The organism is Rhizobium sp. BT04, from assembly GCF_030053135.1.
Classification (GTDB): domain Bacteria; phylum Pseudomonadota; class Alphaproteobacteria; order Rhizobiales; family Rhizobiaceae; genus Rhizobium; species Rhizobium binxianense.
This window is the reverse complement of record NZ_CP125652.1, coordinates 4,209,600-4,224,067: the sequence shown is the minus strand read 5'-3', so window position 1 is coordinate 4,224,067 and position 14,468 is coordinate 4,209,600. Positions and strand designations below refer to the sequence as shown.

The 14,468-nt window shown below is 62.3% G+C and carries 17 protein-coding genes; 8 read left to right on the top strand and 9 right to left on the bottom strand.

Annotated elements, in window-relative coordinates; translation table 11 throughout:
• Nucleotides 1–12 precede the first annotated feature (12 nt).
• The 4 genes from QMO82_RS28975 to QMO82_RS28960 all read left to right on the top strand — a co-directional run bounded on the left by QMO82_RS28975 (nt 13) and on the right by QMO82_RS28960 (nt 1,492).
• Nucleotides 13–207 carry a hypothetical protein gene (locus QMO82_RS28975; RefSeq protein WP_183606112.1) on the top strand — a complete coding sequence of 65 codons (195 nt, stop codon included), beginning with the start codon at nt 13–15 and terminating at the stop codon, nt 205–207.
• A gap of 37 nt (nt 208–244) precedes the next feature.
• Nucleotides 245–610 carry an MmcQ/YjbR family DNA-binding protein gene (locus QMO82_RS28970; protein WP_183606111.1) on the top strand — a complete coding sequence of 122 codons (366 nt, stop codon included), beginning with the start codon at nt 245–247 and terminating at the stop codon, nt 608–610.
• A 49-nt stretch (nt 611–659) separates the two neighbouring features.
• Nucleotides 660–884, top strand: a complete 225-nt coding sequence (locus tag QMO82_RS28965; RefSeq protein ID WP_272783215.1) for a type II toxin-antitoxin system prevent-host-death family antitoxin — start codon at nt 660–662, stop codon at nt 882–884.
• A gap of 227 nt (nt 885–1,111) precedes the next feature.
• Nucleotides 1,112–1,492, top strand: a complete 381-nt coding sequence (locus QMO82_RS28960) for a hypothetical protein (protein WP_246718199.1) — start codon at nt 1,112–1,114, stop codon at nt 1,490–1,492.
• Between the two features lie 200 nt (nt 1,493–1,692).
• On the opposite strand, the gene QMO82_RS28955 is transcribed toward QMO82_RS28960, so the two are convergent.
• Nucleotides 1,693–2,313 carry a glutathione S-transferase family protein gene (locus tag QMO82_RS28955; RefSeq protein ID WP_183606109.1) on the bottom strand — a complete coding sequence of 207 codons (621 nt, stop codon included), beginning with the start codon at nt 2,311–2,313 and terminating at the stop codon, nt 1,693–1,695.
• Nucleotides 2,314–2,620: 307 nt separating this feature from the next.
• Nucleotides 2,621–2,977 (bottom strand): DUF4406 domain-containing protein, encoded by a 357-nt coding sequence (locus tag QMO82_RS28950; RefSeq protein WP_183606108.1) that lies wholly within the window; start codon nt 2,975–2,977, stop codon nt 2,621–2,623.
• 142 nt (nt 2,978–3,119) lie between these two features.
• Here QMO82_RS28950 and QMO82_RS28945 point away from each other — a divergent pair, with 142 nt between their 5' ends.
• Entirely contained in the window at nt 3,120–3,875 is a 756-nt protein-coding gene (locus QMO82_RS28945; RefSeq protein WP_183606107.1) for a DeoR/GlpR family DNA-binding transcription regulator, read from the top strand.
• Nucleotides 3,876–3,944: 69 nt separating this feature from the next.
• Here QMO82_RS28945 and QMO82_RS28940 read toward each other — a convergent pair whose 3' ends face one another.
• The gene (locus QMO82_RS28940) at nt 3,945–4,952 is read right to left on the bottom strand and encodes an asparaginase (protein WP_183606106.1); all 1,008 of its coding nucleotides are present in this window, start codon (nt 4,950–4,952) and stop codon (nt 3,945–3,947) included.
• Between the two features lie 269 nt (nt 4,953–5,221).
• Nucleotides 5,222–5,560: a hypothetical protein gene (locus QMO82_RS28935; RefSeq protein WP_183606105.1), complete on the bottom strand. Its 339-nt coding sequence runs from the start codon at nt 5,558–5,560 to the stop codon at nt 5,222–5,224.
• A gap of 582 nt (nt 5,561–6,142) precedes the next feature.
• On the opposite strand from QMO82_RS28935, the gene QMO82_RS28930 reads away from it, so the two are divergent.
• Nucleotides 6,143–7,354 (top strand): MFS transporter, encoded by a 1,212-nt coding sequence (locus tag QMO82_RS28930; RefSeq protein ID WP_183606104.1) that lies wholly within the window; start codon nt 6,143–6,145, stop codon nt 7,352–7,354.
• A gap of 28 nt (nt 7,355–7,382) precedes the next feature.
• Here the strand turns inward: QMO82_RS28930 and QMO82_RS28925 are convergent, their stop codons facing one another.
• Nucleotides 7,383–8,015: a metalloregulator ArsR/SmtB family transcription factor gene (locus tag QMO82_RS28925; RefSeq protein WP_183606103.1), complete on the bottom strand. Its 633-nt coding sequence runs from the start codon at nt 8,013–8,015 to the stop codon at nt 7,383–7,385.
• Between the two features lie 94 nt (nt 8,016–8,109).
• Between QMO82_RS28925 and QMO82_RS28920 the strand changes: the two genes are divergently transcribed.
• On the top strand, nt 8,110–9,549 hold the full coding sequence (locus tag QMO82_RS28920; protein ID WP_183606102.1) for an MFS transporter: 1,440 nt from the start codon (nt 8,110–8,112) through the stop codon (nt 9,547–9,549).
• A gap of 26 nt (nt 9,550–9,575) precedes the next feature.
• Here the strand turns inward: QMO82_RS28920 and QMO82_RS28915 are convergent, their stop codons facing one another.
• From QMO82_RS28915 to QMO82_RS28900, 4 genes are all read right to left on the bottom strand, one after another.
• Nucleotides 9,576–10,574 carry an NAD(P)H-quinone oxidoreductase gene (locus QMO82_RS28915; protein WP_183606101.1) on the bottom strand — a complete coding sequence of 333 codons (999 nt, stop codon included), beginning with the start codon at nt 10,572–10,574 and terminating at the stop codon, nt 9,576–9,578.
• Between the two features lie 180 nt (nt 10,575–10,754).
• Nucleotides 10,755–12,578: a GGDEF domain-containing protein gene (locus tag QMO82_RS28910; protein ID WP_183606100.1), complete on the bottom strand. Its 1,824-nt coding sequence runs from the start codon at nt 12,576–12,578 to the stop codon at nt 10,755–10,757.
• A gap of 155 nt (nt 12,579–12,733) precedes the next feature.
• Nucleotides 12,734–12,976 carry a type II toxin-antitoxin system ParD family antitoxin gene (locus tag QMO82_RS28905; RefSeq protein WP_126826347.1) on the bottom strand — a complete coding sequence of 81 codons (243 nt, stop codon included), beginning with the start codon at nt 12,974–12,976 and terminating at the stop codon, nt 12,734–12,736.
• A 206-nt stretch (nt 12,977–13,182) separates the two neighbouring features.
• Complete coding sequence (locus QMO82_RS28900) at nt 13,183–13,731, bottom strand: HdeD family acid-resistance protein (RefSeq protein WP_183606099.1); 549 nt, start codon at nt 13,729–13,731, stop codon at nt 13,183–13,185.
• 154 nt (nt 13,732–13,885) lie between these two features.
• Here QMO82_RS28900 and betI point away from each other — a divergent pair, with 154 nt between their 5' ends.
• Nucleotides 13,886–14,467 carry a transcriptional regulator BetI gene (gene betI, locus QMO82_RS28895; protein WP_246718198.1) on the top strand — a complete coding sequence of 194 codons (582 nt, stop codon included), beginning with the start codon at nt 13,886–13,888 and terminating at the stop codon, nt 14,465–14,467.
• Nucleotide 14,468: the final 1 nt, after the last annotated feature.

Below are 14,468 nucleotides of genomic sequence, written 5' to 3'. Positions count from 1 at the left end.
GCGAGGCATGCCATGTCGTTGCTGAAGTTTTTCTTGAGAGATACCGTTCAGGTGGAAGGCGCAGACATTGCTCCGGCCTGGAAGGACGACCCGCTTCGGCATCCCGAGGTCGAGCGCATGTCGATGCGGGAGATCGCCGATCTGCCGCTCGGGATGCCGGCCGGCTTTCCCACGGAGGCCAAGCCGAGGCTGGCGAAATGCGCGTGAAGATGTGCTAGGTTTCGCCCTGACGGAAAGGGCTGGCATGGCCGACAATGTCGATGAGATCTTCGAGCGCCTGAAGCGGCTGGCGGCGGAAGCCGGCCTGCTCGATGTCGAGGAGAACACCTCCTACGGCCATCCGGCCCTGAAGGTCGGCGGCAAGAGTTTTGTCGCGGTGAAGAACGCCGAAACGATCATCATCTCGATTTCGCTCGACGACAAGGATCACCTGCTGGAGATGGCGCCCGACATCTACTTCCAGACCGACCATTATGTCGGCTGGCCGCATCTGCCGGTGCGCGCCGCCATGATCGGCGACGAGGAATTGCGGTTGCGGCTGATCGGCGCCTGGCTGTTCCGGGCGCCGAAGAAGCTTGCCGAGCGGTTTGGATATCCGGCGCGCTCTTAATGCATGTCGCGCGGAAAAAAGGCCGTCTTCGGGATCAATGCGCCCGCCGGTGCGGATCAAATCCGTTGCGCTCGAGCGAGATGCAGGGCCGCAACTGATCACACTGCGCGGCGAGCCCGCGGCTGTCGTGCTGTCCTCCCGCGATTACGATGCCTTGCGCGCCGGTCGGCCGACGCTGGTCGACGACCTGCTCGGCGGTCCCGCCCGGGACGAGGAACTTGCGGATGCGGTCGAAACGCGCGCCAATACGCCAAGCCGCGGCGCGAGCTTCTGATGTAGCGCCGCCCCTTGACGAGATCGTGTGACAGCAGATGAAGGCCGCCTTTCAACATTCCCTGGCGGAGCCCTTCTTGCAGGCCTTTAAACCGGTTGCTATGCTCGGTTTTGGGCGCCTCTCCCAACCTGCTGCCGGGTTAAAGGGTGATTGTTGATGAATGACGACCGTGTCCACATAGGTCGAGGCGTAATCGGCAGACTTCGGCCAAGACAACGGATCGTCCGATGATGATGCACGCCACGATTAAGTTTTCTCCCTCCAATATAGCCACTCTGAAAAAGGCCCTTCGAAATCAGTATCCGAAGATCAGATCATCGCATGCCGACGAAGCCCTGGCTGCCTCGTTTGGATTTAAGTCATACGCAGCAATGCTCGCCGTTTTGAACCAGGTTAGCGGCTCGGCGCGGCTGATGGTCCAGTCGGACCCCTGTTTGCTACTCCTTCGCCTCGATCAATTGGGGTATAGCGGGCTCAGCCTGCAAGCTTTGCGTCGGTTGACCTGGGAAGTGCCGTATCCTGATCGCTGGCAAGACGATGAGCTGCAACAGGCTCTCAACGGACGCTTCGCACCGGTCGCCGCCAATTCGGACGCCGTGCCTTCCTAGAGCATGTCGCGCAAAAGTATGCAGCGACTTTGCCAGGCAAAGCATGAAACGCTTTTGCCGAGACATGCGTAAAAACAAAGAGCTAAAGCGCGAGGAGCGAATCTGAAAGATCGCGACGCGCTTTAGGCTCGTTCTTCCCGAGCGAAAAAATGGCTGAATTAGGCCGACTCGAGCTGTTTTCCGTCCGGAATCGCCATGTATCAGCCGCGATCGTAGGCCAGTGCCCGCTGGACGGCCGGACGCTGCAGCATGCGGGCGTGGTGGTCGCTCGCCTTTTCGAAGCGGGCGGGATCGACGCCGTCCGACGGCAGCCAGTCGGTCATGACGAAGAGATAGGGATCGGCGAGCGAATAGGCCTCGCCCATCACCCAAGGGCCTTCGAACATCGTCTGTTCGATCAGCGTGAAACAATCGGCCATATTCTGCGGCACCTTGGCCTTCATCGCCTCGATGGCGGCCGGATCGTCGGCCCAGCGCGAGCCGCGCGGGCGATGGGCATGATTTACATGCACGGTCGAGCAGATATAGCTGTTGAAGGCCTGCAGCCGCGCCATTTCGAAGGCATCGTCCAGCGGCGCGAGTTTCGTGGCCGGCGCGCTTGCGGCGATGAAGCCGAGGATCGCCGGCGTTTCCGTCAGCACGCCGCGGTCGGTGACCAGCGCCGGCACCCGCCCCTTCGGGTTGATCTTCAGGTAGTCCGGCAGGCGCTGCTCGCCATCGCGGATGCTGATCTTCTTTGTTTCGAAGGCCAGGCCGGATTCTTCCAGGGCAATAAGGCTTGCGAGCGCGCAGGTTCCCGGCGCGTAATATAGTGTCAGCATGATTGTCGACTCCCTTTCGGCAAGGGTTATAGCGTAGCGGTCGGTGCGCCGGAACTGCGGAGATTGGTGGTTTGATCTTCCGTCGGGACGAAGGTGGGTGTGAGGGTATGATCGGTGTGCCGTGTCGCGCCCCTCATCCGGCTGCCGCCACCTTCTCCCCGCGCGCGGGGAGAAGGGACATGCCGCACCCTTTCCGTTCCCTCCCAACTATCTAGCCGGTTGCACATGGCACCTGAGATTGCCTTGTCAGCCAACGCAGCCGGATACGATAGGCGCCTCTTCTTTCTCCGGAGCAAACAGGCGCCGCTCACCCGCAGCCCGGCACATCCTCCAGCCGGTGCCAGACCGGGATGCCGCGGTCCCTGGCGATGCGGACGTCGTTGTCGGCGCCCTTGGATTCACCCGGCAGACGCAGCACGCCCTCGCAGAGTTCAAGCAGCCGGCCGGCGACCGGGTGGAAGATCTCCTCGTAGAGCACATCGCCGACCGACTTGCCGCCGGCGGCGCGCCAGATCGGCAGGGCCACCCATTCGCCGATCATCGGCACGTGGCCGGCTTCAAAGAGCGCGTGCGAAGGCGCTTCCAGCCGCTTCAGGTTGGCGGCCATCTTTTCCGGGTCGTCACCCGTTCCCGACCTGTAGGGGCCGGCAATCAAAATCAACATGATCCACTCCTTCGCTCCGCTTATGCGTGAGCACACTCCTGGCTTCATGCGCGGGATAGCGTGAAAATGCACGATATTTCTTGAATGTCGAGTCACTTCGTGCAATATCATGCCATCTCGTTCATTTTCGTGCGGAGAGACGATGCTGACGACGCAACGCAAGGCCCTGATTCTCGATATCCTGCGCCGTGACGGCCAGGTGGTGGCCAAGCGCGTCGCCGAGGATTTTTCGCTTTCGGAGGACACGATCAGGCGGGACCTCCGGGAAATGGCGGCCGAGGGGCTGTTGAAACGGGTGCATGGCGGGGCGATGCCGCTTTCGCCTGATCTGCCGGATTTTTCCGCGCGGCGCAGCGTTTCATCACAGATCAAGGCGCGGCTCGGGGCCGCGGCGGCGGCAATGATCCGGCCGGGCCAGATGATCTTCCTCGACGGCGGCACGACGACGGCGGAGATCGCCAGGCGCTTGCCGCGCGACATGCCGCTGACGGTTGCGACCCACAGCCCGACGATCGCCGCCGAACTGGAGCACCATCCGACAGCCGAAGTGATCCTGGCCGGCGGGCGGCTCTATAAACATTCGATGGTGGCAACAGGCGCGGCGGCGGCGGCGGCGATCTCGCAGCTTCGCCCCGACCTGTTCTTCCTCGGCGTCACCGCCGCCCATCCGGTGCACGGGCTTTCCACCGGCGATTTCGAGGAGGCGGCGATCAAGCGCCATATCGCCCGCTGCGCGGCCGAAACGCATGTGTTGCTGACGGAGGAGAAGTTCGACCTCGTCTCGCCCTGCCCGGTGCTCGGCGTTTCCGAGGTGGCGGGGCTGATCGTGCCGATGGAGATGACGGTCGAGCGGCTGAAACCCTATCGCGATCTCAACGGCACGATCGCCACAGCGTGAGGACCCTGCGGGCTGCCCTGCCCTTGCGGCATCCATGCTCAGCTCGCCGGCAAATATGCGCTTCAGCGCTTATGCGGTCAGGGCGGAGGTGACCCTGATATCGCCGACATGGATGCCGTTCCAATTGCGCATCGACGTGGCGGCATGGGCCATCAGGGCGGCATGCACCTCGTCCTCGGTCTCGAAGAACCGGGCGAGTGTGGCCGCCACCATCGCCTCGGCGGCCCGGGTCGTGCCGTCCTCGCATTTCAGCGCGATGGCGATGCCCTTTTCCGGGATCGCGGCGCAGAAGACGCCCTCGGCGCCTGTCTTGACGAAGATGCGGCCGGGGGCGATCTGCATCAACGCGGTGCAGGCGCGGCCGGTGCCGGCGACATAGAAGGGCTCGGCGATGCAGGCCTCGATCAGCCGGCGGGATGCCTTGGCGCGCAAGGGCTCCAGGCCGGCGCCGGTCGCCATTTTGGCAAAACCGTGGGCAAGGCTTCTGAGCGGCACGGCATAGGTCGGAATCGAGCAGCCGTCGGTGCCGCAGCTCTCGGCGCCGAGCACGGCGCCGGTCAGGCTTTCCATCCCCGCCCGGATTTCGACCTGCAGCGGATGCTCGTAGCCGACATAGCCCTTTGGATCGAGATCCTGATGGCAGCAGGCGCAGATGAAGCCCGCATGTTTTCCCGAGCAATTGTTGTGCAGCGCATTCGGCGCATCGAGCGTGCGGGCCTGATGGATCAGGACCTTCTGGCTCATCGACCAGTGGGCGCCGCATTCCAGCGTTTCGGCATTGCGGCCGGCACGTGCGAGCATGGAGGCGGCAAGCGCCACATGCTCGTCTTCGCCATTGTGCGAGGCGCAGGCCAGCGCCAATTCCTTGTCGCCGAAACCATAGGCATCGGCAGCGCCGCTCTCGACCAGCGGCAGCGCCTGCATCGCCTTGCAGGCCGAACGCGGAAAGACCGCGGCGTCGATATCGCCGAGCGAGAAGACCAGCCTGCCGTCGCCATCGACGACAGCCACCACGCCGCGATGGCGACTTTCGACGAGCAGGCCACGGGTGACTTCGACGGTGACGGGATTGGTCATGAGCTCTTGTCCGGATGCTGGCGGGATGGGCAGGCATAACGCGTCACGCGGCGAAAGCCAACGGGGGTTAGGCTGCCCCTCACCCTAACCGTCTCCCCGTAAAACGGGGAGAGGGGACGTGCCCTGCGAAAAGTTGGCGAGGAACGGAGAGGTCGCGGCATCCCCCTTCGCCCCGCAAGCGGGGAGAAGGTGCCGGCAGCCGGATGAAGGGGCTTTTGTGGTCTCGGCCCATCGATATCGCGAACGCCTACCTTCCGGTCTGCGCTTTTCTATTCTCTTTCAACAACGATTTTACGCAGGACACCGCCACTGTCAGGAACCTGGACTTCGATGGCTTTGCTCTTATTTCCGGGTTTCGCCTTGCCGCAAATTGCAATCGCAGCTCTCATGAGGCCTCTGTCAGTCATGCGTTCTCTGTCAGTCGGTATGACTGGCTTAAAGGTGTCTGTGGCTTGTCTCGCCGATTCCCATGTCATCTGGAAACCACATCCCCTCATCACAATATCCCGAAAGAAGTGTTGAATGAGCGGCCGACCGTCAGGAGCAACGCTACTGCAACCTGCAACGGCGAAAGAAAGCGCAACAGCGCCAACAAAGCGAAATTTCATTGTCCCCATCCAATTGATCAACCCCGGCGAGCACTAAGGGCAGAAGATTGATAGAGTCAATCGGTTGCGGGCACGGCGAGCATTTACGCCGGAGGCGGCGAGTGTTGGTGGGCCGCAGCCCGCAACCTCCGCCATCCCAGGCCTTGAGTTTCGGCGCATCGAGACGCTATCGTGCAACCCGGTTCACATTCCAAGGAATTATTTTGCAATCGGGCATATCTATCACCGAGTCCACTTTGTTGGCACTTTTCACGATTGTCTCTCTGAGCTTAGCGTGTTGGTTGGCACGCCGGCCCGCAAAGGCGAGCGTCGGAATCGCCCTTGGAGTCCTTCTTGGACTGGTGTTGATATTCACCACCTCAGCTCTGGCCGCTTTTTTGGGACACGTTCTTCCCGTGGGGCAAATCGACTTCTGGTTCTCCAATCTGGTCGCGAAATTCTGAGGCGTTCAGCCCCCGTTGCGGACTCCGACGGCAATCACATCCCCAAACATTCATCACATAAATTGACCGAAGCGATCGAAAACTATCGTTTCTCTGATGTGTCCGATGCAGCTAAGAGTGGTGCATCAGGAACCATCCCATGTCATCCACTTTCTCCTTGATCCTTGGCGACAACAGGATTCGCATTCCGGCCGTGACCCTCGTCGCGCTCGCCTTCACCTATGCCTCGACCGCGCCCTATCAGTCGATCATCGGGATCAACGAACTCGGCCTTGGCAATGGCACCTATTCGGCGCTGATCTTCTTCTCGGCAATCGTCAACGTCACGACGAGCCTGACGCTCGGCATCTGGTCGGACAGGCTGAAAGAGCGCCGGCCGCTGGTGCTGGGGCTTTCGGTCGCCGGCATGCTCGGCTTCGGGTCGATCGCGATCATCCACAGTCCCGCCGTCTTCATCGTCTCGACCCTGTTGCTGGTGCCGATGAGCAATTCCAGCTATTCGCTGCTGTTTGCCAGCCTGCGCGCCAGGACCAATCAGATGGACCGCGGCCAGGGGGCGGCGATCACCGCAACGGTGCGGGCGCTGTTTTCCGGCTCATGGGCACTGGCGCCGGGGATGATCGGCCTCTATCTCGTCAACTCGCCGTCGATGACGCCGGCCTATGGGATCGCGGCCTTCGCAAGCCTCAGCTGTTTCTGCCTGTATTTCTTCTTCGCGCCCGGAAACGGCACTGCCGGTCCGTCCCCCGATCAGCCCGGGTTCTTTGCGTCGCTGAAACGGATATTCATGCCCTATGTGCTGGTGCGCGTCATCGTCATGGCGCTGCTGTTCGGGCTGCAGCGGCTGAACAGCATGCTCCTGCCGCTGATCATCACCCATGCGGCTGGTGGAACCGTGGTCGATGTCGGCTTCATCGCCGGGCTGACGGCCCTTCTCGAAATGCCGTTCATGATGATCTGGGGCATGGCGCAACGGCACTTCCGCACCGTGCATGTGCTCGCCTTCGGCGCGCTGATCTATTGCGCCTATCTGCTGCTGCTCGGTTTTGCGTCCGCGCCCTGGCACATCTATGCGCTGCTCCTCCTCAATGCCTGTGGCGCCGCGGCGATCCTCAGCGTGCCGATCACCTATCTGCAGGACCTGATCGCCGACCGGCCGGGGCTCGGAACCTCGCTGCTCTCGCTCAACACCTTCATCGGGACCGGCATCAGCGCCGGGCTCTTCGCCTTCGGCACAGCGATCACCGATTATTCCGGCACCGCCTTCGTCGGCGCGGCCGCCGGTCTCGCATCGATCGGGGTGCTGCTCTATCTCGAAAGCAGCCGCCGGCAGGTGCGCCAGCCGGCGTGACACGCGTCGGGTTTCCGATCGCTCCGCCTCAATGCGGGGTTACGCGGTAGGCGCAGCGGCGGGCGCCGGCGAGAATGTGTTCGCTGCGCTCGACGTCGGCGCCGAGGACGGCGCGGAAGGTTTCGAGTTCGGAGCGGCAGAAGCCGGCGCAGGCGGCCGCCGCCGCGCAGATGGGGCAGTGGTTTTCGACCAGCATGAACGAACCGTCCGCCTCCCGCCAGCTGTCGGCCATATAACCTTCGCGGGTGCGGATGGCGGCGAGGCCCTCGACACGCGAGGCGAGGTCGCCCGCCCTCTCCAGTTCCTGCCGATAGCGCTGCAGCGTCTCGGCCTCGCGGGCCGAGATGACGGCGTCGAGCGCTGCCGGGCCGAGTTGTTCGACCAGTGTGCCGAGCAGATTTGCCGTCAATTCGGCATGGCCGTCGGGAAAGCGGCGGTTGCCGGCGGCGGTGAGATGCCAGAGCTGGCGCGGCCGTCCCCTGCCGGCAGCGGCAACGGTCACCGGTTCCACCAGCCCCTCCTCCGCCATCCTGGCGAGCTGCTGGCGGGCAGCCTCGCCCGAAATGCCGAGCGCATCGCCGATGGCGGCGGCAAGCTGGGGGCCGTCGGTCTTTATCAGGATCAGAATCCGGTTGGCGGGGGATTGGCGCATATTTTCCAAGTCAAGTCTTGTTTTAATCGACGCAGCATGTAATTTTCCAATTTATAACTTGGAAAATAATTCTTCGCCAGCAAAAACCTCGGGGAATCATCCCATGTCGAATATCGATCAGACCGCCGCCATTCCGGAGTCGAGCTCCGTTCTGGCGCTTTTCCTGCCCCGGCATCTGCCGGCAACGCTGATGCTTGCCGGCGGCGTCGCGCTCTATGCGGTCGAGAGTTATATCACCGCAACGATCGCCCCCTCGATCGTGCGCGATATCGGCGGGCTGGCGCTGTTTTCCTGGGTCACCAGCCTGTTCGTCGCCGCTGCCGTGCTCGGCTCGATCTTCGTCGCCATGCGGCCGCGCGGGATCACGCTTCGCGCCGTCTATGTCATCGCCGCGCTGGTTTTCGGCGTCGGCAGCCTGATTGCCGCAGCCGCCCCGTCGATGCCGGTGGTGCTGATCGGCCGTGCCATCCAGGGTCTTTCGACAGGTGCGCTGGCAGCACTCGGCTATGCCTTCATCCGCTTCGTCTATCCCGAGCCGCTATGGCCGAAGGCCTCGACACTCTATGCGGCGATCTGGGGCGTGGCGACCGTCGTCGGGCCGACGCTCGGCGGCTTCTTTTCCTCAGGCGGCAGCTGGCGCTACGCCTTCATCGTGCTCGTGCCGCTCGGCCTTGTGATGGCGGTTCTGGCGCCGCGGCTGCTGCCTGAGGTCGAGGACGACCGCGAACAGGTCAAGACGCCGGTCGTGCAGATCGGGCTGCTGCTTGCGGCCGTGCTGATGGTCAGTACGGCAGGCACGATCGAAATGACGGGCGCAAAAATTGTGCTGATCGCCGCCTCGGTCGCCGCGGTATCGGCCATGCTTGCCGTCGAGCGGCGAAGCCGCAACCGCCTGCTGCCTTCCGGCGCCGCCAGCCTTTCCACGCCGATTTCACGGGTTTACCTGACGATGTTCGCCGTCACCGTCGTGCTCGTCAGCGACGTCTTCATTCCTTATTTCCTGCAGGTCCTGCACGGGGTGACGCCGATCATTTCCGGCTACCTCGTGGCGCTGGTTGCGCTCGGCTGGACGTTTGCGGCCTTCCTCGGCGGCTCGTTGACCGGCAGCAGAGCGCACGCCGCGATCGTCATCGGGACGCTGATCGAGGCGGCAGCGACCGCATCGCTGGCTTTCTTCCTCGCCAGCGACAATCCCTCGGCGCATATGCTCGTCATCGTGCCGGCGGCGATCGGCATGTTCATGATGGGTTTCGGCATCGGTCTCGGCTGGGGGCATCTCGTCGCCATGGTGCTGACGCTCGTGGCCGACAGCGAACAGGACAAGGCTTCTTCGGCGATTCCGACGATGAGTTCGCTCGGCGGCGCCTTCGGGGCCGCCTTCTCAGGCGTCATCGCCAATGGCGCCGGCCTCGTCGATCCCGGCGGCATATCGGGCGCGCTTGCAGCGGCGCGCTGGCTTTATCTGCTGATGGCGCTGCCGGGGGTCCTCGCCGTCGGCATATCCCTGACGCTCGGGCGCCGCGCCTCCAGCAGGACGCGCTGAGAGTGCTTTCTCCTGCTGGAATTGCTCTAGCCCAAACGCAGCATGATCTTGCCGACATGGCTGCCGTCTTCCATCAGCCGGTGCGCCTCGATGACCTCCTCGAAGGCGAAGACCTTGTGGATAACAGGGGCAACAGAGCCGGACTCCAACAGCGGCCAGACCTGCGACAGCAGATCGTCGCGGATGGCGCGTTTTTCCTCCGCCGTGCGCGGGCGCATGGTGGAGCCGGTCACCGTCAGGCGCTTCACCATGATCGGCGACAGATTGACCTTTTCGGCGAGCGCGCCGCCGAGAAAGGCGATGATCGACAGGCATCCATCCTTTGCCAGCGAGGCGAGGTTGCGCTCGAAATAGGAGGCGCCGATCATATCGAGGATGATATCGACGCCGCCGCCGGTCTCTGTCTTGATCACCTCGGCGAAATCCTCGGTCCGATAGTTGATCGCGCGCATGGCGCCGAGCGCCTCGCAGGCCTCGCATTTCTCGCGTGAGCCGGCCGTCACATAGACCTCGGCGCCGAAGGCGCGGGCAAGTTGGATCGCCGTGGTGCCGATGCCGCTGGAGCCGCCATGGATCAGCACCGTCTCGCCTTCCGTCAGCCCGGCCATCTGGAAGAGATTGGCCCAGACGGTGAAGAAGGTCTCCGGGAGAGCGGCAGCCTTGACCGCGTCATAACCCTTGGGAAAGGGCAGGATCTGGCCTGCCGGCAGCAGGCAATATTCGGCATAGGCGCCGCCATTGGCCAGGCCGCAGACCTTGTCGCCGATGCGATAGCCGCTGACGCCGGGCCCGATCGCAACGATTTCGCCTGCAAGTTCCAGGCCGAGAATCGGGCTCGCATCCCTGGGCGCGGGATAGCTGCCCTGACGCTGGGCGACATCGGGGCGGTTGACGCCGATAGCCTCGGCGCGCACCAAAACCTCGCCTTGACCGGGCACCGGCAGCGGCCGCTTGCCGATCATCATCACCTCCGGCCCGCCGAAGGACGGCAGATCGACGAAACGCATTTGCTGAGGCAGTGACATGACCCGACCCTCCCTGATCCGAAGCAACCGGAATAAATCAGCCCCGGAGGCTTGGGAAGGCTGGAAGTGGCAAGGGCGTCAATTCGCCTCGCCCGCGGCATCCGTGCAACTTGCGCGTCAGGTCTTTATTTTCTCGCATATCGTTGCTGCAAAACCGCTGCACAGTTTTGCGCGGCATGCTCAGAAAGACGCGCTGGGCTGCAGAAGATGGAAGACCAGACCTTCGTCGCTGTCCTTGGCGGCCGACTTGATGACGGCGATTTCGGCGCTGACGCGGTTGATATCGTCGATGACGAGGCCTTCCGGCAGTTCGATGACGCCGATCGAGCAGCGCATCAGCGGGAACAGGGCTTCGGCGCCGGTGCGGTCGTGACCGAGGATGCGGCCGGCGGCGCGGTGTTCCTCGGAATAGAGATCAAGCACGTCGTCATGGAAATCGCCGATCAGCCGGTCGAGAATTTCCGTCAATTCCTCCTGCGTCCAGCCGACGACGCCGATGAAGAAATCGTCGCCGCCGACATGGCCGAGGAAATGGCGCTCGGCGAAGAAATAGCGGCGCATCAGCGCGGCAAACAGCGAGATCGCGTGGTCGCCGAGATGGAAGCCGTAGGCATCGTTGAACGGCTTGAAATTGTCGAAATCGCAATAGCAGAAGTGGCGGACCTCATCGCCGTCGCGGCCGGACTGGCGCATGAAATCGCGAATGGCGCGATTGCCCGGCAGGCCGGTCAGCGGGTTCTGGTCCTGGGCGGTCTTCAGCTGCTTCTCGTTGATGACCTTGATCAGCGAGGCGGCGGAGACGACGCCGGCATAACGCATATTGTCGGTCAGGATCAGGCAGTTGCTGCCTTCCATATTGGCGAAGATCGCCATCAGTTGCTCGGCATCACTGTCGAGGCCGACGATCGGCGCCATCTCGACGAAATGGGAAATGCTGCGCTCGTACATCTTGTTCTTCAGGAGATCACGGCCGAAGGGCTGGTAGATATATTCCTTGAGATGATGCTCGTGGATGATGCCGCGCGGCTCGTCATTGGCGTTGAGGACGGGAAAGAAAGCCTGACGCGGGTTGCGGCGGAAGAGTTCGAAAACGCTGTCGATGCTGTCGTTCTCGTAAACCGTCGGCAGGAGTTCGATCTGCTTGCGGATCAGGATTTCGTCGAGCGACTGGCTGCCCCGTTTGCCTTTGCCGAGCTCCTGCAGATGCGGGAAGGACGACGCCAGCTCCGATAAATGCGTCGTCGGGCGGGAGACGAACCAACCCTGGACGAGGTCGACGCCGTATTCGCGGCAGGCGATGAATTCGGCCTCGGTCTCGATGCCTTCGGCGATGACGCGCGTGCCGAGCACATGGGCGATGTTGACGATGCTCTTCAACAGATGGCGCTTGCGCGGGCTGCGGTCGATCTCGGCGACGAAATGCCGGTCGATCTTGAGGTAATCGACGGCATAATCGCAAAGCAGCTTCATCTCGCCATGGCCGACGCCGAAATCGTCGATCGCCAGCTTGAAGCCGGCCTTGCGCAGCTTCGAAACCAGGCCGGCAAATTCCGGCACGCTGGTATTGTCGAACCGCTCGGAGAATTCGAAACAGACGGAGGATGGCGGAATATTGGCCTTGCGCAGATCCTGCAGCAGGTTCTCGACCAGGCGTTCGCCATGCGGGATCAGCCGGACATCGAGATTGAGGAACAATGTCGCGGTGGAAAAATTCGACAGCGTGGCGAATTTGGCGAGCGCCCGGCTCGCCAGCATCTGTTCGAACTGCAGCAGCTGGCCGGCCTGATGGGCCTCGTCGAGGATGTCGAGGGGCGTGTCGTAGCCGATGCGTTCCTGGCCGCGCATCAGCGATTCATAACCGAAAACCGTGCCGGTGCCGGCCTCGACGATCGGCTGGAAGGCGTTCTCGACCACCAGCTTGGCCAGCGTGACGATCTGATCGCTGGCATAGCGGCGCAGGACGCCGGGCTCGACGGCGGCAGCCGCAGACGTTCCAGTCTTCATGTGGGCCGATCTCCACTGTGACTTGTTCTTTTTCGTCCGGAACTTGCCGCAGAAGGATCAATGAACCCTTTCGCCAATGTGAAAGTTTTATGAAACGCGCAGGGCACCCACGCGTTCCGGCCCATTCAATTTTTCCAATGCAATCAAATGCTTGCTCAGGCGGAGCGACGGCGCTCCGCCTCGTGATCGGCGAACATGTCGGCGACGCATCTGCCGCCGGATGGCGCGCCCTCGTCGCCCAGAACATCGTCCCGGAATTCGTTGAGCTTCCGAGCGGTGTCCCAGAGGCGCAGCGCCTCGCGGACGACCTCGCTGCTCGAGGCATAACCGCCATTGTCGACGGCGGCGCGGATACCCGCTGCCTGTTGCGGAGAGATGGAAACGGTGACCATCGGCATGAACTTCCTCCCTTTCTGATCAGGCAGAACCCTGCCTTTGGGGGACGCATGACCATTTTCAGCATTCTCGGCGATATCAGCCGGTGCCTTGGTGCATTCGCACATAGGACGATCCGCGTGCTCGGACCAAGCCCTAACCCCTAAAGTCTAATCCCCTGTCATCCCCTTGTCAAAAAAGAACGGCCGGAACGCCGATTTCCACAGCTTCAACTGCGGATACCGAAGCCGAAAGCGATCATCATCCAGCCCTGGACGATGAGATCTGCCGCCAGGAAAAGGCCGAGGATCCAGAGACTGTTCACCGGCCAGCCGAGCGCGATGACGAAACCGGCAAGCGCAGTGATGAGACCGCTTGCGGTGATCCAGCCCCAGCCCTTGAGTGGCCGCATGCGCATGCCGACCCAGAGACGGAAGATGCCGGCCACGAGCAGCGCAATGGCCAGCAACAGGGTCAAGGCCGCCGAGGTGAAGATGGGATTGATGAAGGCGCAGATACCGGCAAGCAAGTAGAGCACGCCGCTCAAAGCCCAAAAGAGCACATGATCCCAGCCGCGCACTTGGAAGGCATGGATGAGATAGATGAGGCCGCCTGCCAGCATGAGCATGCCGACATAAAAGACCGAAGCGACGGTCGCCATCAACAGGTTGCTGAGAGCGATGAGGCCGCAGATGAGAAGCAGTACGCCGAGGCCGACGAACCATACCCATTTCGACCGTAGCGAGGATTCGGGCATTCCATCGAAGAGACTGGTCATAACACACCTCCTGATCAACTTCGCATATGTTGCGCCAGTTCTTCCGGAAAAGATCTGCGCCAGATCAAATTGACAAAGATTTTTATTGATTGGTCAGTCAATCAAAAATAATCTGGTCTGGTTTTCAGGGAGTTTTCGTTTGCCGAAGGTCGGAATGGAGCCAGTGCGCCGCAAGGCGCTTGTCGATGCGGCGCTGCGGGTGATCGGCGATCACGGCTCGCTTGCCGTCACCATGTCCGACATCGCCCGCCAGGCCGGCGTGTCGCCAGCCCTTGCGCATCATTATTTCGGCAGTAAGGAGCAATTGCTGATCGAGACGATCCGCTCGCTTCTGCGGCAGCTGCGCAGCGATACGGTGGCGGCCCTCAAGGCCGCCAGGACGCCGCGGGCACGGCTTTCGGCCGTCATTCGTGTCAGCTTCCACGCCGACCAGTTCGCGCCGGAGACGATAGCCGCCTGGCTTGCCTTCTACGCCGAAGCGCAGCGCTCGGAGGAGACCCGGCGCTTCCTGGTGATCTATGCCCGGCGGCTGCGCTCGAATCTGTTGGCCAATCTCAAGGCATTGCTGCCGTCCGACGCCGCAGAACGCATTGCCGAGGGCGCAGCAGCGATGATCGACGGGCTCTATATCAGGCAAAGTCTGAAATCCGCGCCGATCGGCATCGAAGCCTCGATCGCGCTGACGGAGGATTATCTGAACGCGCTTCTTTCCACCACCTCCCCCAAGGACAAATGAC